The following is a 19,219-nucleotide window of genomic DNA, read 5'->3' on the forward strand; positions in this document are numbered from 1 at the left end:
TTTTTTGACAAAAAAGCCTTCTGGTCACAAGCTGACCACAAATAATGTGATTTGGTGATAACATGACGTTCAACTAGCTTCATACCTTAATTGTAGGTAATAACGACTCAATGGATAGACAACTGAACAAACTTACTCACTTTAGTTTTATAGCTATAGTTATGAGTAAGTTTGATGGAATGTATTAATCCTGATGAGAAATGCGTGCTTGTTCCTTAATAAAAGACTCTACAAGTGCCACATCTTCTTTACTACCAATCACCAATGGTGTACGTTGATGTAGTTCATTTGCTACAACATCCAATATTTCTTCAGTACCTGTACTAGCTCTACCACCAGCTTGTTCAATTAAATAAGCCATAGGTGCTGATTCATATAATAGGCGTAATTTTCCTTCTGGCTTTTTCACTGTACCTGGGTATAAAAATACGCCACCTTGGTATAAAATTCGATGAAAGTCTCCAACTAATGCACCACCATAACGGGCAGTATAACCTTCATGGCGATGAACATAGCGGATATAATCCCGCATAGAATCATCCCACTGCCAAAAGTTACCTTCGTTGACACTGTATATTGGGCCATGTTCGGGGATTTTGATATTCTCATTGGCCAGAATAAACTCTCCCAAACTAGGGTCAAGAGTAAATGCGTGAACCCCAGTGCCAATTGAATATACTAGCATTGTGCTAGGGCCATATAGAATATAACCAGCAGCAATTTGTTTACGTCCACTTTGGAGTAAATCTTGAGCTAAACCATCTTCATCATTACCTTCTTGTTGGCGAACCGAGAATATAGACCCCACATTTAGATTTGTATCTAGATTAGAGGAGCCATCTAGAGGGTCATAAAGTAATGTATAGCGACCTATTGGACAGTTTTCTGGAATATAATAGGGTTTTTCCATTTCCTCGGATGCCAAGCGACATACAAGGCCACTTTGCTTAAATACCGAGATAAATACATCATTGGCATAGATATCCATCTTTTTGACGGATTCTCCCTGGACATTAACTGTGCCAGTAAACCCTAAAGCGTCTTCTACTAATCCAGCGCGGGTCAAACGACGAGCGATTAATTTGCCTGCTAAAGCAATTCGATTCATCAGGGCGCTGATATCTTGAGCATCTGGTGAGAACTGAAGTTGCTGTAGAACATGACGTGATAAGGTTGTACAATCACGATCTAATGCCTGTGTTTCCTCCAGACGAATGTGGAGGTTTTCCTGGGTATTGACCATAAGTATTTAGTTCCTCCATATTAATTAGCTCCAGTGGTGAATAGATGATTTGTAAAGGCTTTATCTTTACTTGGACTTCTACAGACTGGAGATGTCTAACGTTTATCTATCTTATTTAGGCTTGAGCAAGAGGAGGCTAAATTTTATATGAACTTTAGATAGTTAGTCGCTTTGTGAAGAGTAAAAAGCAAATTTTAAAAGTCAAAAGTTAAAAAGTTCTAAACGCTTCTATTTTTACACCCATCTCAAAAAAAAGTTTGTGTTATCTACTAAAGAAAATACAGTAAGAACACAAATTTTATATTAGTTAGGAATAAGAATTAAAGGGTAATGTAAAATCTTATTCCTTAAAGATATCTTAACCCTGGTTTTTAAAATAAAAGCCCAATGCAACACCCAATAATGTTACTTGTGGGGTGATAATAATTGGTATCATTTCCCTAATAAATGACTTATCTGATTGTGGAAAAATAGATGCCAAACCAATCAGAAGATAAGTAATCCCTAACGAGCCACCAAAAAATACTAAAAGTTTTTCAGCAATATTTTTTCTGGTCTTCTCCTGTTCAATTTTTACCCATTTATATATGTGTTTTTTATTCTCAGGGCTTAAGTTTTTATCAGAGATATAATTCTGAATATAGCTGTCAACATCTAGTGTTTCTAGATTTTTTGTTTCTAGATTCTCTGGTATTCCTAGATAGAAAACATTATCTTGATTTTCATTTTATTCTGAATTAAATTGTTGGTTAGTTTTCATGAATAAATGAGGTTGGTAATTGCTAAAGTTGACAATTTTTACCCGTCCCCAATATAAATATCAAGCAACTAACTACTAAGCTATTATCTGAAAACTACTTCTTTTACTGATTTATCAGAGTTCATAATTAGCACCGTAGAACCTTGCTTTATTTCCTTCTGAAAATACGCTTCAGTTGCAATAGCTTTCCGAAGTGCCTCATTTTGAGTAATACCTTGATTAGTAGCAAGAAATTCTAACATTTCAGCTACATCTGTTGGCAAAGTTACAGACATACGCTTTGTAGGGGGACGGGATACTTGAGTTGTTTTGTTCATCTTCATATTGGAAATACAGGAAATACTTTTCGGGGCATATAACCTCGTATTACTAAGGAACTTAAATACAATATACACTAATTTTTAGTTTTTGTGGTGCTTTTTTTACACCAAAATGGTGTTGAGCAAGTAAAAAAAATTTTTTGATAATAGAAATTTGTTTTAAGATTACTATGTAGAGTCAAGCGAGTATACTTTTAATTGAGAGTACCTATGAATTAATAAGGATTTCAAGGATTCTCACAGCAGCTCAAACGGTCTTAAGTAGTTGGCAATATAAATTCTTCCTTTTATAAATGAATTAAAATTTTGATTAATACCAATTTGAAAAAATAATGTTACAAATAATCAGGGGAATTAAAATAATTTAATCGGATTTGTCTTTGATTAAAAAGGGATATTCAAGCCAATAAATTGTATTTAAACTATTAGACATCTCCGATAATTAAAAATTAGTATCCGCTCAATAAATCGGGGCGGACTACCAGTTTAGGAAGGATTTTACGCCGTTTGATGCTTACCATTTACCGATTTACCCCGGATTATTGAGCGGTTACAAAAATTAAATAAATTATCGTACAGAAATAATCAATTCTTTTTCCCTATTCCCTCTTTTCCGGAGAGGTCTATTTATTATGACTTCTGAACTCCTGTCTCCTGATTCCTGAACTGAAAGGTTTTGAAATTCTAACTCTTAACTCCTGACTCCTGACTCCTGTCTCCTGACTCCTAAAAATATGTTAACCATCTTACCTTTACTAATTTTAATTTTAATAGCATTATTATCTGCCAGCCTAAAAATGAATTTTGAATACCATAAATCGGTAATTTTTAGACTAGGAAGATTTAGTTATGTCAGAGGACCTGGTGTATATTTAACTATTCCAATAATCGACCAAATAAAGCAAGTAGACCGAAGAACTATTACTGTTGATATTGAATCCCAAGATACAGTAACAAAAGATAGTGTTACTGTTGGTATCAATGCAGTTCTTTATTATCGAATTCGGGATCCCGAGAAAGCTTTAATTAGAGTTAAAGATTATAACTTTGCAACATCTCAAGCTGCTTTAACAACTTTGCGTAATATTATTGGGCAACATAAACTAGATGAACTGCTTCAGGAACGAGATAAAATTAACTCTAGAATTTGTGAAATAGTTGACGAAATTACAAATCCTTGGGGTATAGAAATTGAACGTATAGAAATAAAAAATATGCAAATTCCTAAACCAATGCAGCGTGCAATGGCAAAAGAAGCTGAAGTGGCAAGAGAGAAAAGGGCGCGTATGATTAAGGCGGAATCTGACTATGAATCAACTATTAAACTAACACAAGCTGCACGAGAAATTGCTAAGTTTCCAGTAGCATTAGAACTACGTATAATTCAGATGATTGCTGAGATCGGAACTGAACAAAATACTACTACTATTTTGATGATTCCATCTGATATTTTATCTTTGGCAAAAGATGTTTCTCAGTCTATTTCAAAAGATAAATAAAAACTATCCCAACCTCTGAACAAGCGGTTGTTTAATCTAACCTCTAAAATGCAAAGAAGTTGGGAAAAGCTTTCAAGTAAAGTAAGTATTAATATTAGACCTCTTGCAAAAGTTTTAATGAAATTAATTCAAGAGATAAAATCAACAATTCCCTGACCTCTGCAAGAAGTGTATTTATTATTCTATAGTGATTGATTGAGGACCTTCACTTTTGTCACTATTTACTTCTGTATTAGAGTTAGTAGTGGCAGTATAACCATTCTGCTTCTCAAGCCAACTTTTGACTGGATCGTCATTAAGATTTAGTCGGAACATACCAGAGAAAAAACCTCCAAAAAAGGCAACTGGTTGTTCAATTAGTTCTTTTACAACTGGGGTTAATTCATCTAGAAACATAGACTCTTTCCTCTCGCTAAAGAATATTTATTTAATCAAACTAAATTTTTCCCTCGTATTCTAACGTACCGAATATGCAACTATCGTAGCTATCGCCTCAATTAAGTTAATTAGCTTTTAACAAAACTCGCGGAATTCCCCACGTTGGAAGAAGGTGGGGATGGATAGCGAGACGACAACTTGTGATGATTCGTGTTATAATAAACTTGGTTGCTGACCCGCATGACCGACTAAAAGGCTACCTTAATAAATGGTCTAATATCCTATCAGTTTTTAGACCTGGAGGTATACAAAGTAAAACGCGGATCTCAGGGAAGAGACTTGCCCCGGCAGGTTAGCCACAGTGCTGTAATTCCAAGGTAAGTATGTCGGAAAACTATACGTCTGCGGAAAGCAGATGTTTGCCTATGGACGCTCAGTAAGACCAATTCCAGCTTGCTGGTTGAGGCGTCGGCGAATGAAGCGGGAAGCCCGAAAGACAAATAAGACCGTTCCTGAATTGACCTGAGAATTGGAAGCCCCAACCTCAGCGAAGTAGGTTGGGGTACTTCACTAGCAATATCTACAAAGGTTGTGGACTGATAGAGTAACTGAGATCAGGAAGTAATCAACCTTCTACCTTCTGCTGTGATTAACTATTTTGGGCTACCTTGGCCTCCTGAGCAACCTGCTCAACCGGATCGTTGGCTAACTGTGTGATAACTTGCTCCGCTTGTGGCCCTCCTAATTTATGCAAAGTTTGTACGAGTCTATAACGCATTTGCCAATCACTATTGGTGGCAAAAGGTGTTAAGAAAGGGACAGCTTCTGGGTTTCCTAGTTCCCCTAAAGCACTAATAGCTATAGTCTGTATCAGTTCATTATCTGACTGGAGAGCATCTTCTAGTAAAGATAATGCTCTTGGTTCCCCCATTCCTCCTACTACTGCAACTATGCTCATTTTAACTAGCCATTCTGGAGTATTCTGGTAGACCTGTTCTAGGTCGTCAAAAGTTTCAGTAAGTTTTAATGCTCCTAAAGCATCTGCTGCTGCTGCTTGGACATCTGGTTCGGGATCGTTGAGCAGACAGTCTCGCAATATTTCTTGAGATATTGTTAAATTTTGTGTACCTAAGCTTGACATTTGGCTCACTGCAGCATATCTAACACGAGTATCTTGGTCTTTGATTGAAGTTTGAATTAATTCAAAAGCGGTAGCTAAATCTATTTGACGTAATTGATTAACTCCACGTAAGCGATCGCCTAGATCCTCTGATATTAGTAGTTGCTTAATTGAATCTGGGGTAACACTCATTGCCATAAATTTGATTTTTTTATTTTCCTGGATTATCTGAGCTATAAACTAGAGTAGATTTTTGATCCCCTGCCATAATTTATTTTTTCTAGAATCAAACTTACTCGCTTGCCATAGCTCTAATAATATCCCCACGAGTTAGTATACCAATCACTTTATCATTTTCATCTAATACTGGTAACCGATGAATATTCTGTTCGTGCATGAGTCTCGCTGCTGCTGAGAGTGATTTTTCTGGTGTAGTAGTTAGAGGGTCTTTAGTCATTACTTCTCCCACAGTTTCTCCTAAAGCTTTATGAATTTGTTTTTCATAACGAGCTGGATTTTCTAGAAAAATCACACTATCTAGCAACATAATGTAGGGTGGAGGAGTGACTCCGCTTTCTTGCCACATCAAATCTGTTTCTGATACGATCCCGACTAATTTTTCCTGTTCATTGACTACAGGAAGACCACTAATGCGTTGTTCTGCCAAGATTTTAATTGCCTCTTTTAAAGGCATTTCTGGCTTAACAGAAATTGGATTATTACTCATCACATCTGCTACAGTTTTAGTCATGTTTACCTCAGATTTTGTTCTAGTTGGAATAACTATGAGAGCGTCAAAAAGTAAAAATTTTCCTTTTTAGTTTTGGCTTCAATAGTAACCATAAAAGAATATACAACATACCATAATTGCACTTTTCTCAAATCAAATCTTACAATGTAGCATAAAGCTATATTAAGAATTTTTGATTAATGTCAATATCTGAAGGCCAAAAACCAGAAGAAACTTCTCGCGATCGCTGTGTATTTGTCTGCCAAAATACGTCTTGTCTGCGCCACAATTCTCAAGAAGTCCTTGAAACCTTTATAGCTGAGACAGAAAATATAGTGGGTGTTAATATTCAGGCCAGCGGTTGTCTTGGTCAATGTAGCACTGGCCCTACAGTAAGAGTTACCCCTGATGAAATTTGGTATTACCGAGTCAAACCTGATAATGTCCCAAAAATAGTTACAGAACATTTTCAGGGCAATAAACCTGTAGATGATATGCTTAATCCTAGAATTCATCCTCGTTTTTGCTGATTGATATCCTCGCTATTGCTCAACCCTAGAGGATTACTATCTATGAATTAAACAACCTAAGCTGCTCAAAAGACTCAAGGCAGGTTGACGCTTCACTGGAATCAGCTACTTTTTTACGAGTAGACTTAAGTTTCCTCTGCACTCGTTGATTAACTGTGTCCGATTATCCCCCTGCCACTGCCTCCTGCGGAGGAGCTGCTCTTTCAAATAATGAGAACTGAACAGGATTATCTGATACTTCTTTGACTGGCCCAACCTTAGTTATCAGTTCAGATACAATTTCAGAAATAGGAGTATATTGCTCAAGCACAGAAGTATCTGTTTTGTGCTCTACTGACTACCGCCTACTCCCTGCTTATAAATATTAAATTAATTTTGCACAGGTACTTACTTCACAATTGAGAACATCCATTCTTTAATTAATTTGTTAACTTGTTCTGGTACTTCATCATGAGGGCAATGACCTGCCTCCAAAAAGTATTCTGTTAACTGAGGATAATACTTACGAAACTGGGAACTTCTACTTTGAGTATTTATCCAAGGATCTACTTTTCCCCATAGCATGAGTAAGGAACAGTTTAACTGACCTAACAACACATCAACTTTTTCGCCAGATGGAGTTTTGAATATAGAAGCAAAGACTTTAGCTGCACCAGGATCGCAAGAAGGCCGATATATATCTTCTATTAGTTGGTCTGTAACAGCACTTTGGTCTAAATAAACCTTCTGTAGTGTTTTTCTGATAGTGCTACGTCGTCGCGTCCATTGAAATAATAAAAAACTAGGCCAATCTTGTAAGAGTAACCACTTTATACTTTGAGAAATAACTTTTCTCCACAAGGGAGGTTTGGCAGTAGGCTGAGATTCACTAAAAGGTCCAGCACTGTTCAGTAATATTAAACCTGCTGTAGAATTTGGATATTGAGCTGCCACACACAATGCTGCATAACCTCCCAGAGAATTTCCTGCTAATACCACAGGTTTACCAATTACTTCAGTAATAAAGTCATTTAGTTGTTCTCTCCATAGCTGACCACTATATTGCCAGTTTGCTTTTGTTGAACGTCCAAATCCTAGCAAATCGATCGCCCAAACCTGAAAAAACTGGCTCAGATATGCAATATTTTTGCGCCAATGGTCTGTTGATGCTCCAAAGCCATGTATTAATAATATGGGTGGTGTTGTGGGATCGGACTTACCTGCACATACATAGTAGATAGACTGATCCCGCCATTGCCAATAACTGCCGGGAACTGAAGTTGTAGTAGAGGCTGATGTAGTTAACATATATTAAAATATAAAATTTTATTAAGTTGCATTAAATATTGTATCAAAATTAAGGTGGGATCAAATTATTTCTAAAATATTTCTCGTCAGCGATAAAAATGTATTAAAGAAACCTAGGCCAAAAAAAAGAAACCTAAGTAGATATTAGATACTTTAAGTAGAAAATATATAAAGAATTTCCACTAATTTTGCTTAGGTACTTTATTTTTCTTAAGAGTTTTGATACTATAAAAATATGAAAGCAGGGATGCTTATTAAAGAAAAAATTTTTAATTGTACGAGGAGATTGACAAAGGTTTACTAAGAAAAGCTAGGGAGTTTTTTCAGTGATTGCTATCTCATCACGTCCACGTCTAATAAGTCAAAACTGGGTGACAATTAGCTTTGCTTCTACCCTATATTTGTGTCCGATTCTTGATCTTTTACTGGCAGATGTTCCTAAACATTGGCATCCAGAACTACGACTAGGATTACAAGAAGCGTTGGTAAATTCTGCAAAGCATGGCAATAATTTAGACCCCAATAAGAAAGTTTTCGTCCGTTTTTCAATTGTACAAGACCAGTATTGGTGGGTGATTTCAGATCAAGGTCTGGGTTTTAAACCGCCTTGTAAATCAAACCAAAATCATAGGCAAACTGCTACCTATTCCCCAGAAGATTATTGTGATGATGAAAAAGAATGTGGTCGAGGCATATACATCATCTACCAAGTTTTTGATTATGTTGAATGGAACTCCAAGGGTACAGAGTTAATGCTATGCAAAAGAGTAAGAAATAACTCCAGATTACCCTTGGTTATGTGAAGAATTTAAGTTAACTTCAACTTATTAATCCTTCTTAACTCCATGAGTTGGACATGGGGGAGCTGAGATAGATCGATCTAACCAGCTAGTAGCTTGTTTAAGACGTTCGATCGCCTCAGTGGGTTGCGCTTTAATTAGAAAAACTAGGGCAGCTACAGTTAGCTCTAATGCACGGACTTGGCGATTAGACTTAAGTCGATGCCAGTCTCTTTCTGGTATAGCAAGTCTTTGGGCTAAAGCTTGGGCTAATTCTAATGTACTATACTCCTGTAAATCTCTTTTGTTAGTTGCAGTTGCAGAGGCTGAGTTAGAGTTAAGCATATTTTCCTAGATTAATGTTTTCAGGTAGAACTTACTATACTTAAGTATGCCAGCATGAATCCTTCTCCAGAACATTCTGAGAAAAAAATAAATGATGGGTGCTCAAATTCTGCACCAATTGATGGGGAGTCAGAAGTTTCAGAGACTGATTTTGGACAAGCACTAGCAGAGGTAGACCGTTCCTTTGCTGCTCTGAAAGAACGTTATTCTCAAGTTCAGTATTATCAGAGGCGAAAAGCAGAATTAAAGCATCGCTTAGAAGAAGTACGACCGGAAGTACGTCGCCAAAAAACTAATGAATTACGAGAAGAGTTACAACGGATACAGACAGAATTAGAAACAATAGAATTAAACCTAGAGAGTAGTTTATTTGGTTGGAATAGCATAAAAGAACCATTTTGGCAAGCTGTGAGATTTGGCGGTTTAGGAATTGCGATCGGCTGGCTATTAAAATCTTGTGCTGGATAGAAGTTAGGTTTTTTGGTATCAAAATTTTGATATTGCATAGTAATTTGCTTTTTGATGATATGGTAGCCTAAGTTAAATCAGTGAAGAAAACTAATGAGAACCACAGCGAACTACTATGAAGTCCCCTTAAAAAAGCTCAATTCAGAAAATGCGCAAGGAGTAGGATCCATCTTCACAGAATTTGAAGATGTGAAAATAGATTTGTGCAAATGGCCTACTCAAGGAAAACGACCTCTGATTGCCAACGGGGGTTATGGAAATGTGATTGAAGAAGAATTCAAAGTCTATTGGCAGGGTTCGACCATTTTTTCTGCTGGTCATCAGAATGCTCGTGGCGGTGCAACGGGTAAGGTTTGATCTGAACCCGAAAGTAGCTGCAAGTATGTTCTGGTAAATTGGTTGAGTGCCCATCTGGATGCAGGAGAAGCTTTGATATCTAAAAATGGCGAACCGAGTATATTTCTTGTAGCTCCTCCTAAAGAGGATGTCAAAGCAGAAGATTTTGTAGCTCTTTATTCAGATGGTAGTAAAGGCATATCAATGAAGTCGGGAGTATGGCATACGACTCCTATCCCACTTTCTGAACAGGAAGTAGTATACAAAAGGAAACAAGGCAGTATATATGCAACCATAGATTGCTTACTTTTGAAAGAGCAAAATACCTACTTAAAAATTCCCCTACGCCAACCTGAAGATAGTTAGCAAACTCATAACTATAAAATTATCCAAATAACTTCAACACGAATTATGTAAAATTGTCTACTTTACACTAGCTGTGGTGTCAGCTTAGTTGCAACGCGCTCTACAACAAGTAGATTCCTTGGGTAAGTCCTGTTAAATTAAAAATATTACCATATCGTTATGAAACAAAGCAAATTTTCCGAGGTTGATACAGAGGTATTTTATGATAGCGAGGATAGCCTGTATCGAAGTTTTTGGGACTCAGAAGGCAGTTTACACTGGGGCTATTTTGAGAAATTAACTACGGCCAAAACTGAAGACTTTATCCCCGCCTGCAAACGCTGGAATGAATATATGCTTTTCCAAAGTGGGATCACAAAAGATTCCAGGGTACTAGACCTTGGTTGTGGTAACGGCAATACTGCTATATGGCTATCCCAAGAAACAGGGTGTGAAGTAGTGGGAGTTGATATCAGTGGTGTCCGCATTGAAAATGCTAAAATCAAAGCACAGGAACATCCATCACTGAAACTGGAGTTTGAAAAAGCATCCGCAACAAATCTACCCTACGATGAGGGGAGCTTTACCCATATTTGGAGTCAAGCAACATTGTACCATGTTCACGATCGCCATCAGGCATTACGAGAGGTTCACCGCGTACTTAAAGAAGGAGGCACATTCATCTTCGATGACTTGATTTCTCCGACACAGGAAATCAACGAAATGGCACGCCAATATGTCTACGACCGCTTGCTGTTTGAGCCAATATTTAGCTTAGACTCCTATAAAGATTTTCTCACAGAATTGGGATTTATGGTATTGGCAACTAAAGACTTAAAGGAACATTTGTACAAAAGCTATGAGTTGCTCTCACAGTTAGCTTTGGCTCAATATCCGGAATTGAGCGCAGCTTATGATAAAATGTGCGAAGCTATTCAAACTAATCAATTAGGATGGGGGTATTACTCATGTGAAAAGGTCAGCGATCGTCTTTCCTGGATTTACCAAAGTGACGATCGAGATAACCTAGAGCAGAAATATGATGCTTGGGCAGCTATCTACGATAGTGAATTAGATAGACCTTACCGTTGTTCCCCAGTAAAGTCAGCCAATGCTTTAGCAAAAGTTTTGCCAAACAAAGATGTTCCGGTCCTGGATGCGGGAGCGGGTACAGGTATGGTAGGTCAAGCTTTGGCAGAGTTGGGGTATACCAATATTGTCGGAGTAGACCTTTCTGAGAAAATGCTAGAAGTAGCTAGGAATAAGCAGGTTTACACTGCCCTTTACCAGGGGAAACTAGAAGAACCTCTAGCTTTTGCATCTGCAGCAAGCTATGATGCAATATTGTCAGTAGGTGTGTTTACTTTTGGTCATGTTCACCCTGATGCTTTAAAAAATCTATCCAGTTTTTTAAACATTGGAGGATATTTTGTATTGACAGTACGGGTAGATTATTATAAAGACAGCAAGGTCTTGCACGAGGTACTCCAAGAATTACCCTGGAAATTAATTAGTCAAGAAGAGTTTGATATCTTTGAGACTGAAGCAATGTATGTTATGGTCTTCCAAAAGTCCTAATTGTATTAAAAAGCGTTTCCTGACGGAATGCTCCGCAAACAGCAGTTCAGCAATCAGCCTCTGATAGTGTGCTTTTATATGGTAGAGAATACTACATCTGGTGGAGAATCAATTCTTGTAGATGGTTTTCGTATTGCCCAAGATTTTCGTCAGCAGCATCCTCGTTACTTTCAGATACTGACAGAAACTCCTGTTAATTTTAAACAGTTTTATACAGACTTTAAATATTTTTACAGTAGGGCACAAACAGTTTTAGAACTAGACCGTGAAGGCCAAATAGCAAGGGTTAATTTTGGTCATTCCCATGCCAGTAATTGGAATATTCCATTTGAACAAATGGAGAAATTTTATGAAGCTTATTGTGCTTTTTTTCGTTATCTGAAAAATCCGGCCTACCAATACCAAGTTCGCTTACAACCAGGAAATTTGTTGTTAATGTATAATGATAGAATTTTGCATGGTAGAAAAGAGTTTGATTCTAATTCAGGAATACGACATCTTGAGGTAGCATATATTGCTTGGGATTACTTTACCGCAAGAAATGATTTTGATCGATACAAACATCTTTATTTAGAAGGGTAAAACTTCAAGCCTTTGACATACAATATAATTTAAAGAAGGAATATTTGATGAGTTACCAAAGTGTTGTAAAACAAGCAAAATATCAGAAGCAACTTTTAAAAGCAGATAGATTCTTGAAAATTTTTGCTAGATCAAAATAGATTGGATATTCCTGTTGGAAATACTTATTGAATAATACCGATGAAAACTCCATCGTTTCTTGATAAAAATTCAACCGGACATGATATAACTCCAATTGATGAAGCCTTGGTTTTCTGAAATTCCCAGAATTCTTACCTGTAGTTGTCCCAAGGTTCCATCTTGATTAGCTTAGTGGAAGCGAATTGCAACTTTAATACCAAAAAGTTCTATAATACCAAAAATCAATTAAAATAGCAAGTCTGATCAACAGGATTAAAGAAATGACAAAGCAACGAATTGCTGAAATATTAAGAAGCGCTAAACCTGATGAAAAAGTAACAATTCAAGGATGGGTACGCACGAAGCGAGAGTTGAAAGAATTTGCTTTTGTAGAGGTTAATGACGGTTCATGTTTAGCTAACCTACAGGTGGTATTAAATCCTGATCTACCAAATTATCAAGAAAGTTTGCAACAAATGAATACAGGCGCCTCAATAGAAGTGAGCGGTATCTTGGTAGAGTCCCCAGCAAAAGGACAAAGAATTGAACTTAAGGCAGAAAGCGTGATCGCTTATGGTGATGCCGATCCTGAAACATATCCTTTGCAGAAAAAACGCCACTCTTTTGAATTTCTCCGTACTATTGCACATTTGCGAGGGCGCACTAATACTTATGGAGCAGTTTTTAGGGTAAGAAATGCTTGTGCTAATGCTGTGCATCAATTCTTTCAAGAACGAGGTTTTTTGTGGGTTCATACTCCTATTATTACTGCTAGTGACTGTGAGGGTGCAGGGGAAATGTTTACTGTTACAAATTTTGATTTAAAGAAAGTTCCTCTCACAGAAAAACAAGATGTTGATTTTAGTCAAGACTTTTTTGGAAAGCAGTCTTTTCTAACAGTTAGTGGTCAGTTAGAAGCGGAAATTATGGCAACTGCTTTTAGTAATGTTTATACGTTTGGTCCGACTTTTCGAGCAGAAAATTCTAATACTTCTCGGCATTTGGCTGAGTTTTGGATGATTGAACCGGAGATGGCTTTTTGTGATTTGGTAGGGAATATGGATTTGGCTGAGGAATTTTTCAAACATATTTTTAAGTCTGTTTTGGAAAGTTGTTCGGAGGATATGGAATTTTTTAATAAACGGATTGATAAAACAGTTTTGGAAACGGCGGATACGATTATTAATAATAGTTTTGAAAGGATTACTTATACTGAGGCTGTTTCTTTGTTGGAAAAGACGGATAAAAAGTTTGATTATCCAGTAGAGTGGGGTTTAGATTTACAGTCGGAACATGAACGTTATTTGTGTGAGGAATTGTTTAAAAAACCTGTGATTGTGACAGATTATCCAGCAATAATTAAGGCTTTTTATATGCGTTTAAATGATGATGGTAAGACGGTTAGGGCGATGGATGTTTTGGTGCCAAAGGTAGGGGAAATTATTGGCGGTTCTCAGAGGGAAGAACGTTTGGATATTTTGGAAAGAAGGATAGATGAACAGGAGATGAATAAGGAGGAATTATGGTGGTATTTAGATTTGCGTAGATATGGTACTGTGCCTCATGCGGGGTTTGGTTTGGGATTTGAAAGAGTGGTGCAGTTTATGACAGGAATGGGGAATATTCGAGATGTGATTCCTTTTCCAAGAGCGCCTTTAACTGTGGATTTTTAAAGTTAGGAATTATTGGGAAAATAGAGGGGGGTTGCTGGGAAATAATTAGGGTTTGTTGAAAAAAGCAGAGTGTGGGACAAACCACTAACCCCTGCCAGGAGGGGAAGTGTCGGAAGGATTAGGCTATCGAATCTTGTCTACTCAAAATACCAACTTTTTGAGTTTTAGCCATCGAAAACCTGGCACTTTTTTCTACCTCCTGTAATTTACCAACGCCCTATTTTTTTTAGTTTTTCGCTCTTTAAGATCAAACCATAAACTTCATGGGAGGTGAGGAGAATAAGAAACGAGTTGTGGAGAATTTAGAGTTTTAGGGCTAACTACTGAAGCCAAATAATTAGACAAAGTTAGACAAACGTTAAAAAATATTGAAAATCTGCTGATGAGCTGTTATCATACCATTAAAATCATCTTAAACAATCAAAGACTTTTTTTCATGGTGTCCGTGTTCAAATGCAATCAATCAAGACCAAGTTAAAAGTTAACAATTACCAAAAAACAATACTTGCTAAACACGCAGGTGTGGTTTGCTGGCGCAAAGCTTCGCTAACGTCATGCTTATAACTGGGGACTCGCCTATTGTATTTATGAGTACAAATAAACAAAAAAACGTCCTACTGCGATAGATTTGCATAAACGTTTAATTGCTGAAGTTAAAACTGAAAATCCATGGTATTATGAAGTCTCAAAGTGTGCCCCTCAACAGGCATTAAGAGATTTAGATAGAGCATTTAAAAACTTTTTAACTATTCCCAAACGTGGATTTCCGAACTTTAAGAAAAAAGGAAAAAAAGATAGTTTCTATTTAGAAGGAAGTATCAAAATTATTCAAGGAAATTATATAAAACTACCAAGAATAGGAATAGTAAAAACTTATGAAATCTTACCTTCTTGCAGAGTCAAAAATGTGAGAATATCTAAACGTGCAGATAATTGGTACATTAGTTTTAAATATGATTATCAACCAAAACCTACCCCAAAAGAACGAGATGTTATCGGTGTAGATGTTGGTATAAATACTCTAGCAACTTGCAGCGATGGAACAAAATTTGCTAACGTTAAAGCTTACAAACAAGCTAAAAAACGACGAACTCGTTATCAAAGGCGTGTCAACAAAAAAGAGCTTGGGAGCAAAAACAGAGCCAAAGCCATCAAAAAACTAGCCAAAATTCATAAAAAAGTAGCAGATATCAGAGCAGATGCACTACATAAAGTCACAACATGGTTAGCCAAGAACCACAGCACCATTGTAATTGAAGACTTGAATGTGAGTGGAATGCTCAAAAACCACAAGCTGGCGAGTGCGATAGCAGACTGTGGCTTTTATGAGTTTAAGCGTCAGCTTATATACAAGTGTGAGTGGTATGGAAGCCAGATCGTGATAGCTGATAGATTTTATCCAAGTTCTCAGCTCTGCTCTCATTGTGGGCATCGACAGAAAATGCCGTTGCATAAGAGAACTTACGAATGTAGTAACTGTGGTTTTGAGGCTGACAGAGACTTTAATGCCGCTATCAACCTCAAAAACTATGTGAATCAGTAGCTTGAGATCCAAGCGATTTTAAGCCTGTGGAGAAGATAAGTTGCAGACTGCGGTCAGTGGTCTTCAGTGTTTGCGCAGCATTCCGTAGGAAAACAGGAAGCTGGCTCCAAAGCTTATGCAATCACGCATGGGTAAGTTTGGGTAAGTTTAGTAGAACGGTTGTGAATTTAATCGCAGAGTCGGCGATCGCTCTGACTAACATTAGGATTATTTTTCAGATAATCTCCCACCCACTCACAACCAAGTTTTATTAGACTTTCCAGATTCAAATTCCACAAAATTACTTTGCCATCTGTGCTACCAGAGGCAATCATCTGACCATCTGGACTAAAACAAATACTATTGAGACCACGCGGATACCCTTGAAAAGTATGTAACTCCCTGCCATTAAGATTCCAAAGTTTAATAGTTCTATCCATACTCGCAGAGGCAAGAATTTGACCATCAGGGCTAAAACAGAGGCTATAAATCCTACGACTATGTCCCTTAAAAGTTTGTAGTTTAACTCCCTCAAGACTCCAAAGTTTAATAGTATCGTCATCACTAGCAGTAGCAAGTAGCTTCCCAGTAGGGTCGAAAGTAACTGTAATCACAGCATTTCCATATTCTTGAAGAGTTTGTTCTTCCTTACTATCCAAATGCCAAAGTTTGATGCTACCATCCTTACTCACAGAAGCAATTATTCTGCCATCAGGACTAAAACTGACATGAAAGACTACATCTCTATGTCCCTGAAAAGTTTTTAGTTCCTTACCATCTAGACTCCAGAGCTTAACAGTGTTGTCGTAACTAGCAGAAGCAAGGGTTTGACCGTCGGGGCTAAAACTAACATCATAAACTCGTTCTCTATGTCCCTGAAAAGTTTGCAGTTCCTTACCATCTAGACTCCAGAGTTTAATAGTTTTATCTTCACTAGCGGAAGCAATAACTTTCTGAGTCTTGCTAAAACTAATGCTATAAACTCTACCTGTATGACCATTAAGGGTTTTCAGTTCTCTGCCATCAAGATTCCAAAGTTTAACAGTGGTGTCATAACTAGCGGAAGCAATAGTTTGACCGTCAGGGCTAAAACTGACATTACTAACCTCATTGCTATGACCATTGAAAATATTTCGTTCTGTGCTTTTAACTCTCCAGAGTCTAATTGTATTGTCCCTAGAAGCAGAGGCAATAGTCTGACCATCTGGACTAAAACTGACGCTATAAATTCTATTACTGTGCCCACGGAAAGTTTGTAGTTTCTTGCCCTTAATATTCCAGAATTTGATGATTTTGTCTGCACTAGCAGATGCAATCGTTTGACCATCAGGGCTAAAACTAACCCCATTTACCCAATCTCTGTGACCTCTAAAAGTTTGTAATTCTTTGCCATCTAAATTCCAGAGTTTGATAGTTGTGTCAGTACTAGCAGATGCAATCGTTTGACCATCTGGACTAAAACTGACGCTATTAACGTTATAAGTGTGCCCAATAAAGGTTTTCAGTTCCCTACCATCTAAACTCCAAAGTTTGATAGTTTTGTCAGCACTGGCAGATGCAATAGTTTGACTATCAGGGCTAAAACTGACACTAGAGACTCGATTATTATGTCCAATCAGAGTTTGTAATTCCCTACCATCTAAACTCCAAAGCTTAATAGTTTTATCAAAACTTCCAGAAGCAAGAGTTTGACCATCCGGACTGAAACTAACACTACTAACCAGGTCGGTATGTCCTGTTGTAAAACTTTGTAATTCTGTTCCGTCAATACCCCAAAGTTTAATGGTGCTGTCAGAACCCGCAGATGCAAGTATCTGACCATCAGGATGGAAACAGATGCTATGGATGCGATCGCTATTTCCCGTAAAAGTTTTTAATTCTCTACCACTGAGACTCCAAAGTTTCAGAGAATTATCCCTACTACCAGAAGCAATCAAAGTACCACTAGGGTTGAAACAAACACTATTTACTCCATCTTTATGCCCTTCCAAACGATTACGCTCTTTAACTCCATAGACTGCCTGATGCAGTGCTGTTACCACCAGCATTTCAGCATCAGCTTTTGTTCTAATTGATTTGGACAATGATTGTAGAATTTTGGCTGCCCTCAATGCTTCTAGTAATGCTTCAAACTCTTGACCAGCGAGAAATAGTGTTTTTGAGGAGGCACTTTTGAGTAATACTTCTAATATCTGATTTGCCTCAGCTAATATTTGAGCTGCTTGTCTTTCTGCTGCCAATGTCCGTTGCATTTCGAGTTTATCTAGTTCTTGACTTGCCGTTAAAAACCGATAATCTTGCTCGCTCAAACTCTTCGCTGCTGCCCATGCTAGAGCTTCCTGTAAAGCTTGACCCCGCAAAAGTCGTGACTCATCCTGATAACCAGAAGCTAACCATGCAGCAAACGCTTCTGAATAAGGTCGTAAACCTGCTAATTCTTTCTCTACCCAAGTAACATTAAATACTGACTGATAAATTTGGTTAGCTACTATCAATTTACCTTCATATTTTACTACTAAACCAGTCAGTCGCAGTTCCATTTGTTCGGAACTATCATCTGCTACTACCTCCCCACTATTCAAAACTTGCTGATACAAACCTAATAACCGACTTGCTCGTTTTTCATTAACTAAAAGGCGATCGCTTATGGTCTTTAAATGTTCTGGGTCGTCATTTATTCGCCAATTTTCCAGAATTTGTTTTTGTACTAAATTCTCTACCCATTCTGCCTCTTTATTTTCTTCAATAAAATCTCCTTTTTTCTGGATTAAATTGCACAATTTTTGAGTTAAAAATGGTTGCCCTCCCGTCCAAAATAATACAGCTTCTAATAACCGATTAATATCTTTACTTTTGTCTCTCAAACCTCTACCCAAAGTAGCTACTTCCGACATTTTGAAACCAGTTAATTCTATAGGTATACCAATATTAAAAGGAGTGCGTTTTTTATCCATAATTAAATCTGCCGGAGTTGCCACACCAATCATCACAAAAGTTAATCTTTGATAATTTGAATTATCGGCTCTTTTGTTATAACAATCTCGTATTACGGCAAAAAAATCATCAATATTAAAAGGTAGACTCAGGGTACTATCAATTTCATCAATAAAAATTACAATATTTTGCTTAACAGTAGGCAGCAAAAAATCTCTGATAAACTTACTAAAACGTTTCACATTCGAGAGTTTATTTGTAACCGACCACCACTCATCAATATCAAAAAAATCATCTAAATTTAAACTACTGACAATACTATCAATGACTCCAGCATACCATTGGTCGGCAGTAACTTCCCAAGTACCAACTTCTGTAATATCAATAGTTGCACAGGCAATTCCTTCTGCTTCCAACCGTTGTCTAGTTTTGACTCTTAAACTAGATTTACCCATTTGACGACAGTTCAATACATAACAAAATTCTCCTGCTTTTAAACCTTGATAAAGTTGTTCATCGGCAAGTCTAGTTACATAAGTGGGAGCATCTGGAGGCAAACTACCTCCTACTTGATAAATTGATTTTTTATAGATTTCCATATTGGTATAATTCCCTAAGATTATCCAAAGTAATAATTTTTTCAACCAATAATTACAATCACATATTCCCC

Annotated in this window: 19 protein-coding genes; 10 read left to right on the forward strand and 9 right to left on the reverse strand. The window is 37.2% G+C overall.

The window, feature by feature from the left end:
• Window positions 1-184: 184 nt before the first annotated feature.
• A complete protein-coding gene (fbp, locus tag F6K27_RS23530; RefSeq protein ID WP_124142776.1) occupies window positions 185-1,243 on the reverse strand; it encodes a class 1 fructose-bisphosphatase in 1,059 nt (352 codons plus the stop codon).
• A gap of 843 nt (window positions 1,244-2,086) precedes the next feature.
• The gene (locus F6K27_RS23535) at window positions 2,087-2,320 is read right to left on the reverse strand and encodes a CopG family transcriptional regulator (RefSeq protein WP_287278577.1); all 234 of its coding nucleotides are present in this window, start codon (window positions 2,318-2,320) and stop codon (window positions 2,087-2,089) included.
• An 800-nt stretch (window positions 2,321-3,120) separates the two neighbouring features.
• Between F6K27_RS23535 and F6K27_RS23540 the strand changes: the two genes are divergently transcribed.
• Window positions 3,121-3,822 (forward strand): slipin family protein, encoded by a 702-nt coding sequence (locus F6K27_RS23540; protein ID WP_287300923.1) that lies wholly within the window; start codon window positions 3,121-3,123, stop codon window positions 3,820-3,822.
• 177 nt (window positions 3,823-3,999) lie between these two features.
• Here the strand turns inward: F6K27_RS23540 and F6K27_RS23545 are convergent, their stop codons facing one another.
• The 3 genes from F6K27_RS23545 to F6K27_RS23555 form a co-directional block, all read right to left on the reverse strand.
• Window positions 4,000-4,218, reverse strand: coding sequence for a hypothetical protein (locus F6K27_RS23545; protein ID WP_124142780.1), 219 nt, complete (start codon window positions 4,216-4,218; stop codon window positions 4,000-4,002).
• Between the two features lie 631 nt (window positions 4,219-4,849).
• Complete coding sequence (gene nblB, locus F6K27_RS23550) at window positions 4,850-5,512, reverse strand: phycobilisome degradation protein NblB (RefSeq protein WP_287278598.1); 663 nt, start codon at window positions 5,510-5,512, stop codon at window positions 4,850-4,852.
• Window positions 5,513-5,612: 100 nt separating this feature from the next.
• Entirely contained in the window at window positions 5,613-6,071 is a 459-nt protein-coding gene (locus F6K27_RS23555; RefSeq protein ID WP_124142781.1) for a CBS domain-containing protein, read from the reverse strand.
• 179 nt (window positions 6,072-6,250) lie between these two features.
• Here F6K27_RS23555 and F6K27_RS23560 point away from each other — a divergent pair, with 179 nt between their 5' ends.
• Complete coding sequence (locus F6K27_RS23560) at window positions 6,251-6,580, forward strand: ferredoxin (protein WP_287278579.1); 330 nt, start codon at window positions 6,251-6,253, stop codon at window positions 6,578-6,580.
• 163 nt (window positions 6,581-6,743) lie between these two features.
• Here the strand turns inward: F6K27_RS23560 and F6K27_RS23565 are convergent, their stop codons facing one another.
• The gene (locus F6K27_RS23565) at window positions 6,744-6,890 is read right to left on the reverse strand and encodes a hypothetical protein (protein ID WP_287284578.1); all 147 of its coding nucleotides are present in this window, start codon (window positions 6,888-6,890) and stop codon (window positions 6,744-6,746) included.
• A 77-nt stretch (window positions 6,891-6,967) separates the two neighbouring features.
• The gene (locus F6K27_RS23570) at window positions 6,968-7,867 is read right to left on the reverse strand and encodes an alpha/beta fold hydrolase (protein WP_287278580.1); all 900 of its coding nucleotides are present in this window, start codon (window positions 7,865-7,867) and stop codon (window positions 6,968-6,970) included.
• A 326-nt stretch (window positions 7,868-8,193) separates the two neighbouring features.
• Here F6K27_RS23570 and F6K27_RS23575 point away from each other — a divergent pair, with 326 nt between their 5' ends.
• Window positions 8,194-8,670 carry an anti-sigma regulatory factor gene (locus F6K27_RS23575; protein WP_287244774.1) on the forward strand — a complete coding sequence of 159 codons (477 nt, stop codon included), beginning with the start codon at window positions 8,194-8,196 and terminating at the stop codon, window positions 8,668-8,670.
• 24 nt (window positions 8,671-8,694) lie between these two features.
• On the opposite strand, the gene F6K27_RS23580 is transcribed toward F6K27_RS23575, so the two are convergent.
• Window positions 8,695-8,991 (reverse strand): DUF6439 family protein, encoded by a 297-nt coding sequence (locus tag F6K27_RS23580; RefSeq protein ID WP_287278582.1) that lies wholly within the window; start codon window positions 8,989-8,991, stop codon window positions 8,695-8,697.
• Between the two features lie 54 nt (window positions 8,992-9,045).
• Between F6K27_RS23580 and F6K27_RS23585 the strand changes: the two genes are divergently transcribed.
• The 7 genes from F6K27_RS23585 to F6K27_RS23615 all read left to right on the forward strand — a co-directional run bounded on the left by F6K27_RS23585 (window position 9,046) and on the right by F6K27_RS23615 (window position 15,636).
• Entirely contained in the window at window positions 9,046-9,459 is a 414-nt protein-coding gene (locus F6K27_RS23585; RefSeq protein WP_287278583.1) for a DUF2203 domain-containing protein, read from the forward strand.
• Window positions 9,460-9,552: 93 nt separating this feature from the next.
• Window positions 9,553-9,816, forward strand: a complete 264-nt coding sequence (locus tag F6K27_RS23590) for a hypothetical protein (protein WP_287278584.1) — start codon at window positions 9,553-9,555, stop codon at window positions 9,814-9,816.
• 42 nt (window positions 9,817-9,858) lie between these two features.
• Entirely contained in the window at window positions 9,859-10,161 is a 303-nt protein-coding gene (locus F6K27_RS23595; protein ID WP_287278585.1) for a hypothetical protein, read from the forward strand.
• A 159-nt stretch (window positions 10,162-10,320) separates the two neighbouring features.
• Window positions 10,321-11,718 carry a class I SAM-dependent methyltransferase gene (locus F6K27_RS23600; protein WP_287278586.1) on the forward strand — a complete coding sequence of 466 codons (1,398 nt, stop codon included), beginning with the start codon at window positions 10,321-10,323 and terminating at the stop codon, window positions 11,716-11,718.
• Window positions 11,719-11,796: 78 nt separating this feature from the next.
• On the forward strand, window positions 11,797-12,300 hold the full coding sequence (locus F6K27_RS23605; RefSeq protein ID WP_375339705.1) for a TauD/TfdA family dioxygenase: 504 nt from the start codon (window positions 11,797-11,799) through the stop codon (window positions 12,298-12,300).
• 401 nt (window positions 12,301-12,701) lie between these two features.
• Complete coding sequence (gene asnS, locus F6K27_RS23610; RefSeq protein ID WP_287278588.1) at window positions 12,702-14,093, forward strand: asparagine--tRNA ligase; 1,392 nt, start codon at window positions 12,702-12,704, stop codon at window positions 14,091-14,093.
• Between the two features lie 628 nt (window positions 14,094-14,721).
• Complete coding sequence (locus F6K27_RS23615; protein WP_287278589.1) at window positions 14,722-15,636, forward strand: RNA-guided endonuclease TnpB family protein; 915 nt, start codon at window positions 14,722-14,724, stop codon at window positions 15,634-15,636.
• A gap of 167 nt (window positions 15,637-15,803) precedes the next feature.
• Here F6K27_RS23615 and F6K27_RS23620 read toward each other — a convergent pair whose 3' ends face one another.
• Entirely contained in the window at window positions 15,804-19,148 is a 3,345-nt protein-coding gene (locus F6K27_RS23620; protein ID WP_287278590.1) for an AAA-like domain-containing protein, read from the reverse strand.
• Window positions 19,149-19,219: the final 71 nt, after the last annotated feature.

Origin of the sequence: Okeania sp. SIO2F5, from assembly GCF_010692685.1 — a bacterium.
Taxonomy (GTDB): Bacteria; Cyanobacteriota; Cyanobacteriia; order Cyanobacteriales; family Microcoleaceae; genus Okeania; species Okeania hirsuta.

Bases quoted from the DNA above. Each gene is read 5' to 3' on its own strand.
- fbp (WP_124142776.1), bottom strand. From the start codon at position 1,243: ATGGTCAATACCCAGGAAAACCTCCACATTCGTCTGGAGGAAACACAG.
- F6K27_RS23535 (WP_287278577.1), bottom strand. From the start codon at position 2,320: ATGAACAAAACAACTCAAGTATCCCGTCCCCCTACAAAGCGTATGTCT.
- F6K27_RS23540 (WP_287300923.1), top strand. From the start codon at position 3,121: ATGAATTTTGAATACCATAAATCGGTAATTTTTAGACTAGGAAGATTT.
- F6K27_RS23545 (WP_124142780.1), bottom strand. From the start codon at position 4,218: ATGTTTCTAGATGAATTAACCCCAGTTGTAAAAGAACTAATTGAACAA.
- nblB (WP_287278598.1), bottom strand. From the start codon at position 5,512: ATGAGTGTTACCCCAGATTCAATTAAGCAACTACTAATATCAGAGGAT.
- F6K27_RS23555 (WP_124142781.1), bottom strand. From the start codon at position 6,071: ATGACTAAAACTGTAGCAGATGTGATGAGTAATAATCCAATTTCTGTT.
- F6K27_RS23560 (WP_287278579.1), top strand. From the start codon at position 6,251: ATGTCAATATCTGAAGGCCAAAAACCAGAAGAAACTTCTCGCGATCGC.
- F6K27_RS23570 (WP_287278580.1), bottom strand. From the start codon at position 7,867: ATGTTAACTACATCAGCCTCTACTACAACTTCAGTTCCCGGCAGTTAT.
- F6K27_RS23580 (WP_287278582.1), bottom strand. From the start codon at position 8,991: ATGCTTAACTCTAACTCAGCCTCTGCAACTGCAACTAACAAAAGAGAT.
- F6K27_RS23585 (WP_287278583.1), top strand. From the start codon at position 9,046: ATGAATCCTTCTCCAGAACATTCTGAGAAAAAAATAAATGATGGGTGC.
- F6K27_RS23590 (WP_287278584.1), top strand. From the start codon at position 9,553: ATGAGAACCACAGCGAACTACTATGAAGTCCCCTTAAAAAAGCTCAAT.
- F6K27_RS23600 (WP_287278586.1), top strand. From the start codon at position 10,321: ATGAAACAAAGCAAATTTTCCGAGGTTGATACAGAGGTATTTTATGAT.
- F6K27_RS23605 (WP_375339705.1), top strand. From the start codon at position 11,797: ATGGTAGAGAATACTACATCTGGTGGAGAATCAATTCTTGTAGATGGT.
- asnS (WP_287278588.1), top strand. From the start codon at position 12,702: ATGACAAAGCAACGAATTGCTGAAATATTAAGAAGCGCTAAACCTGAT.
- F6K27_RS23620 (WP_287278590.1), bottom strand. From the start codon at position 19,148: ATGGAAATCTATAAAAAATCAATTTATCAAGTAGGAGGTAGTTTGCCT.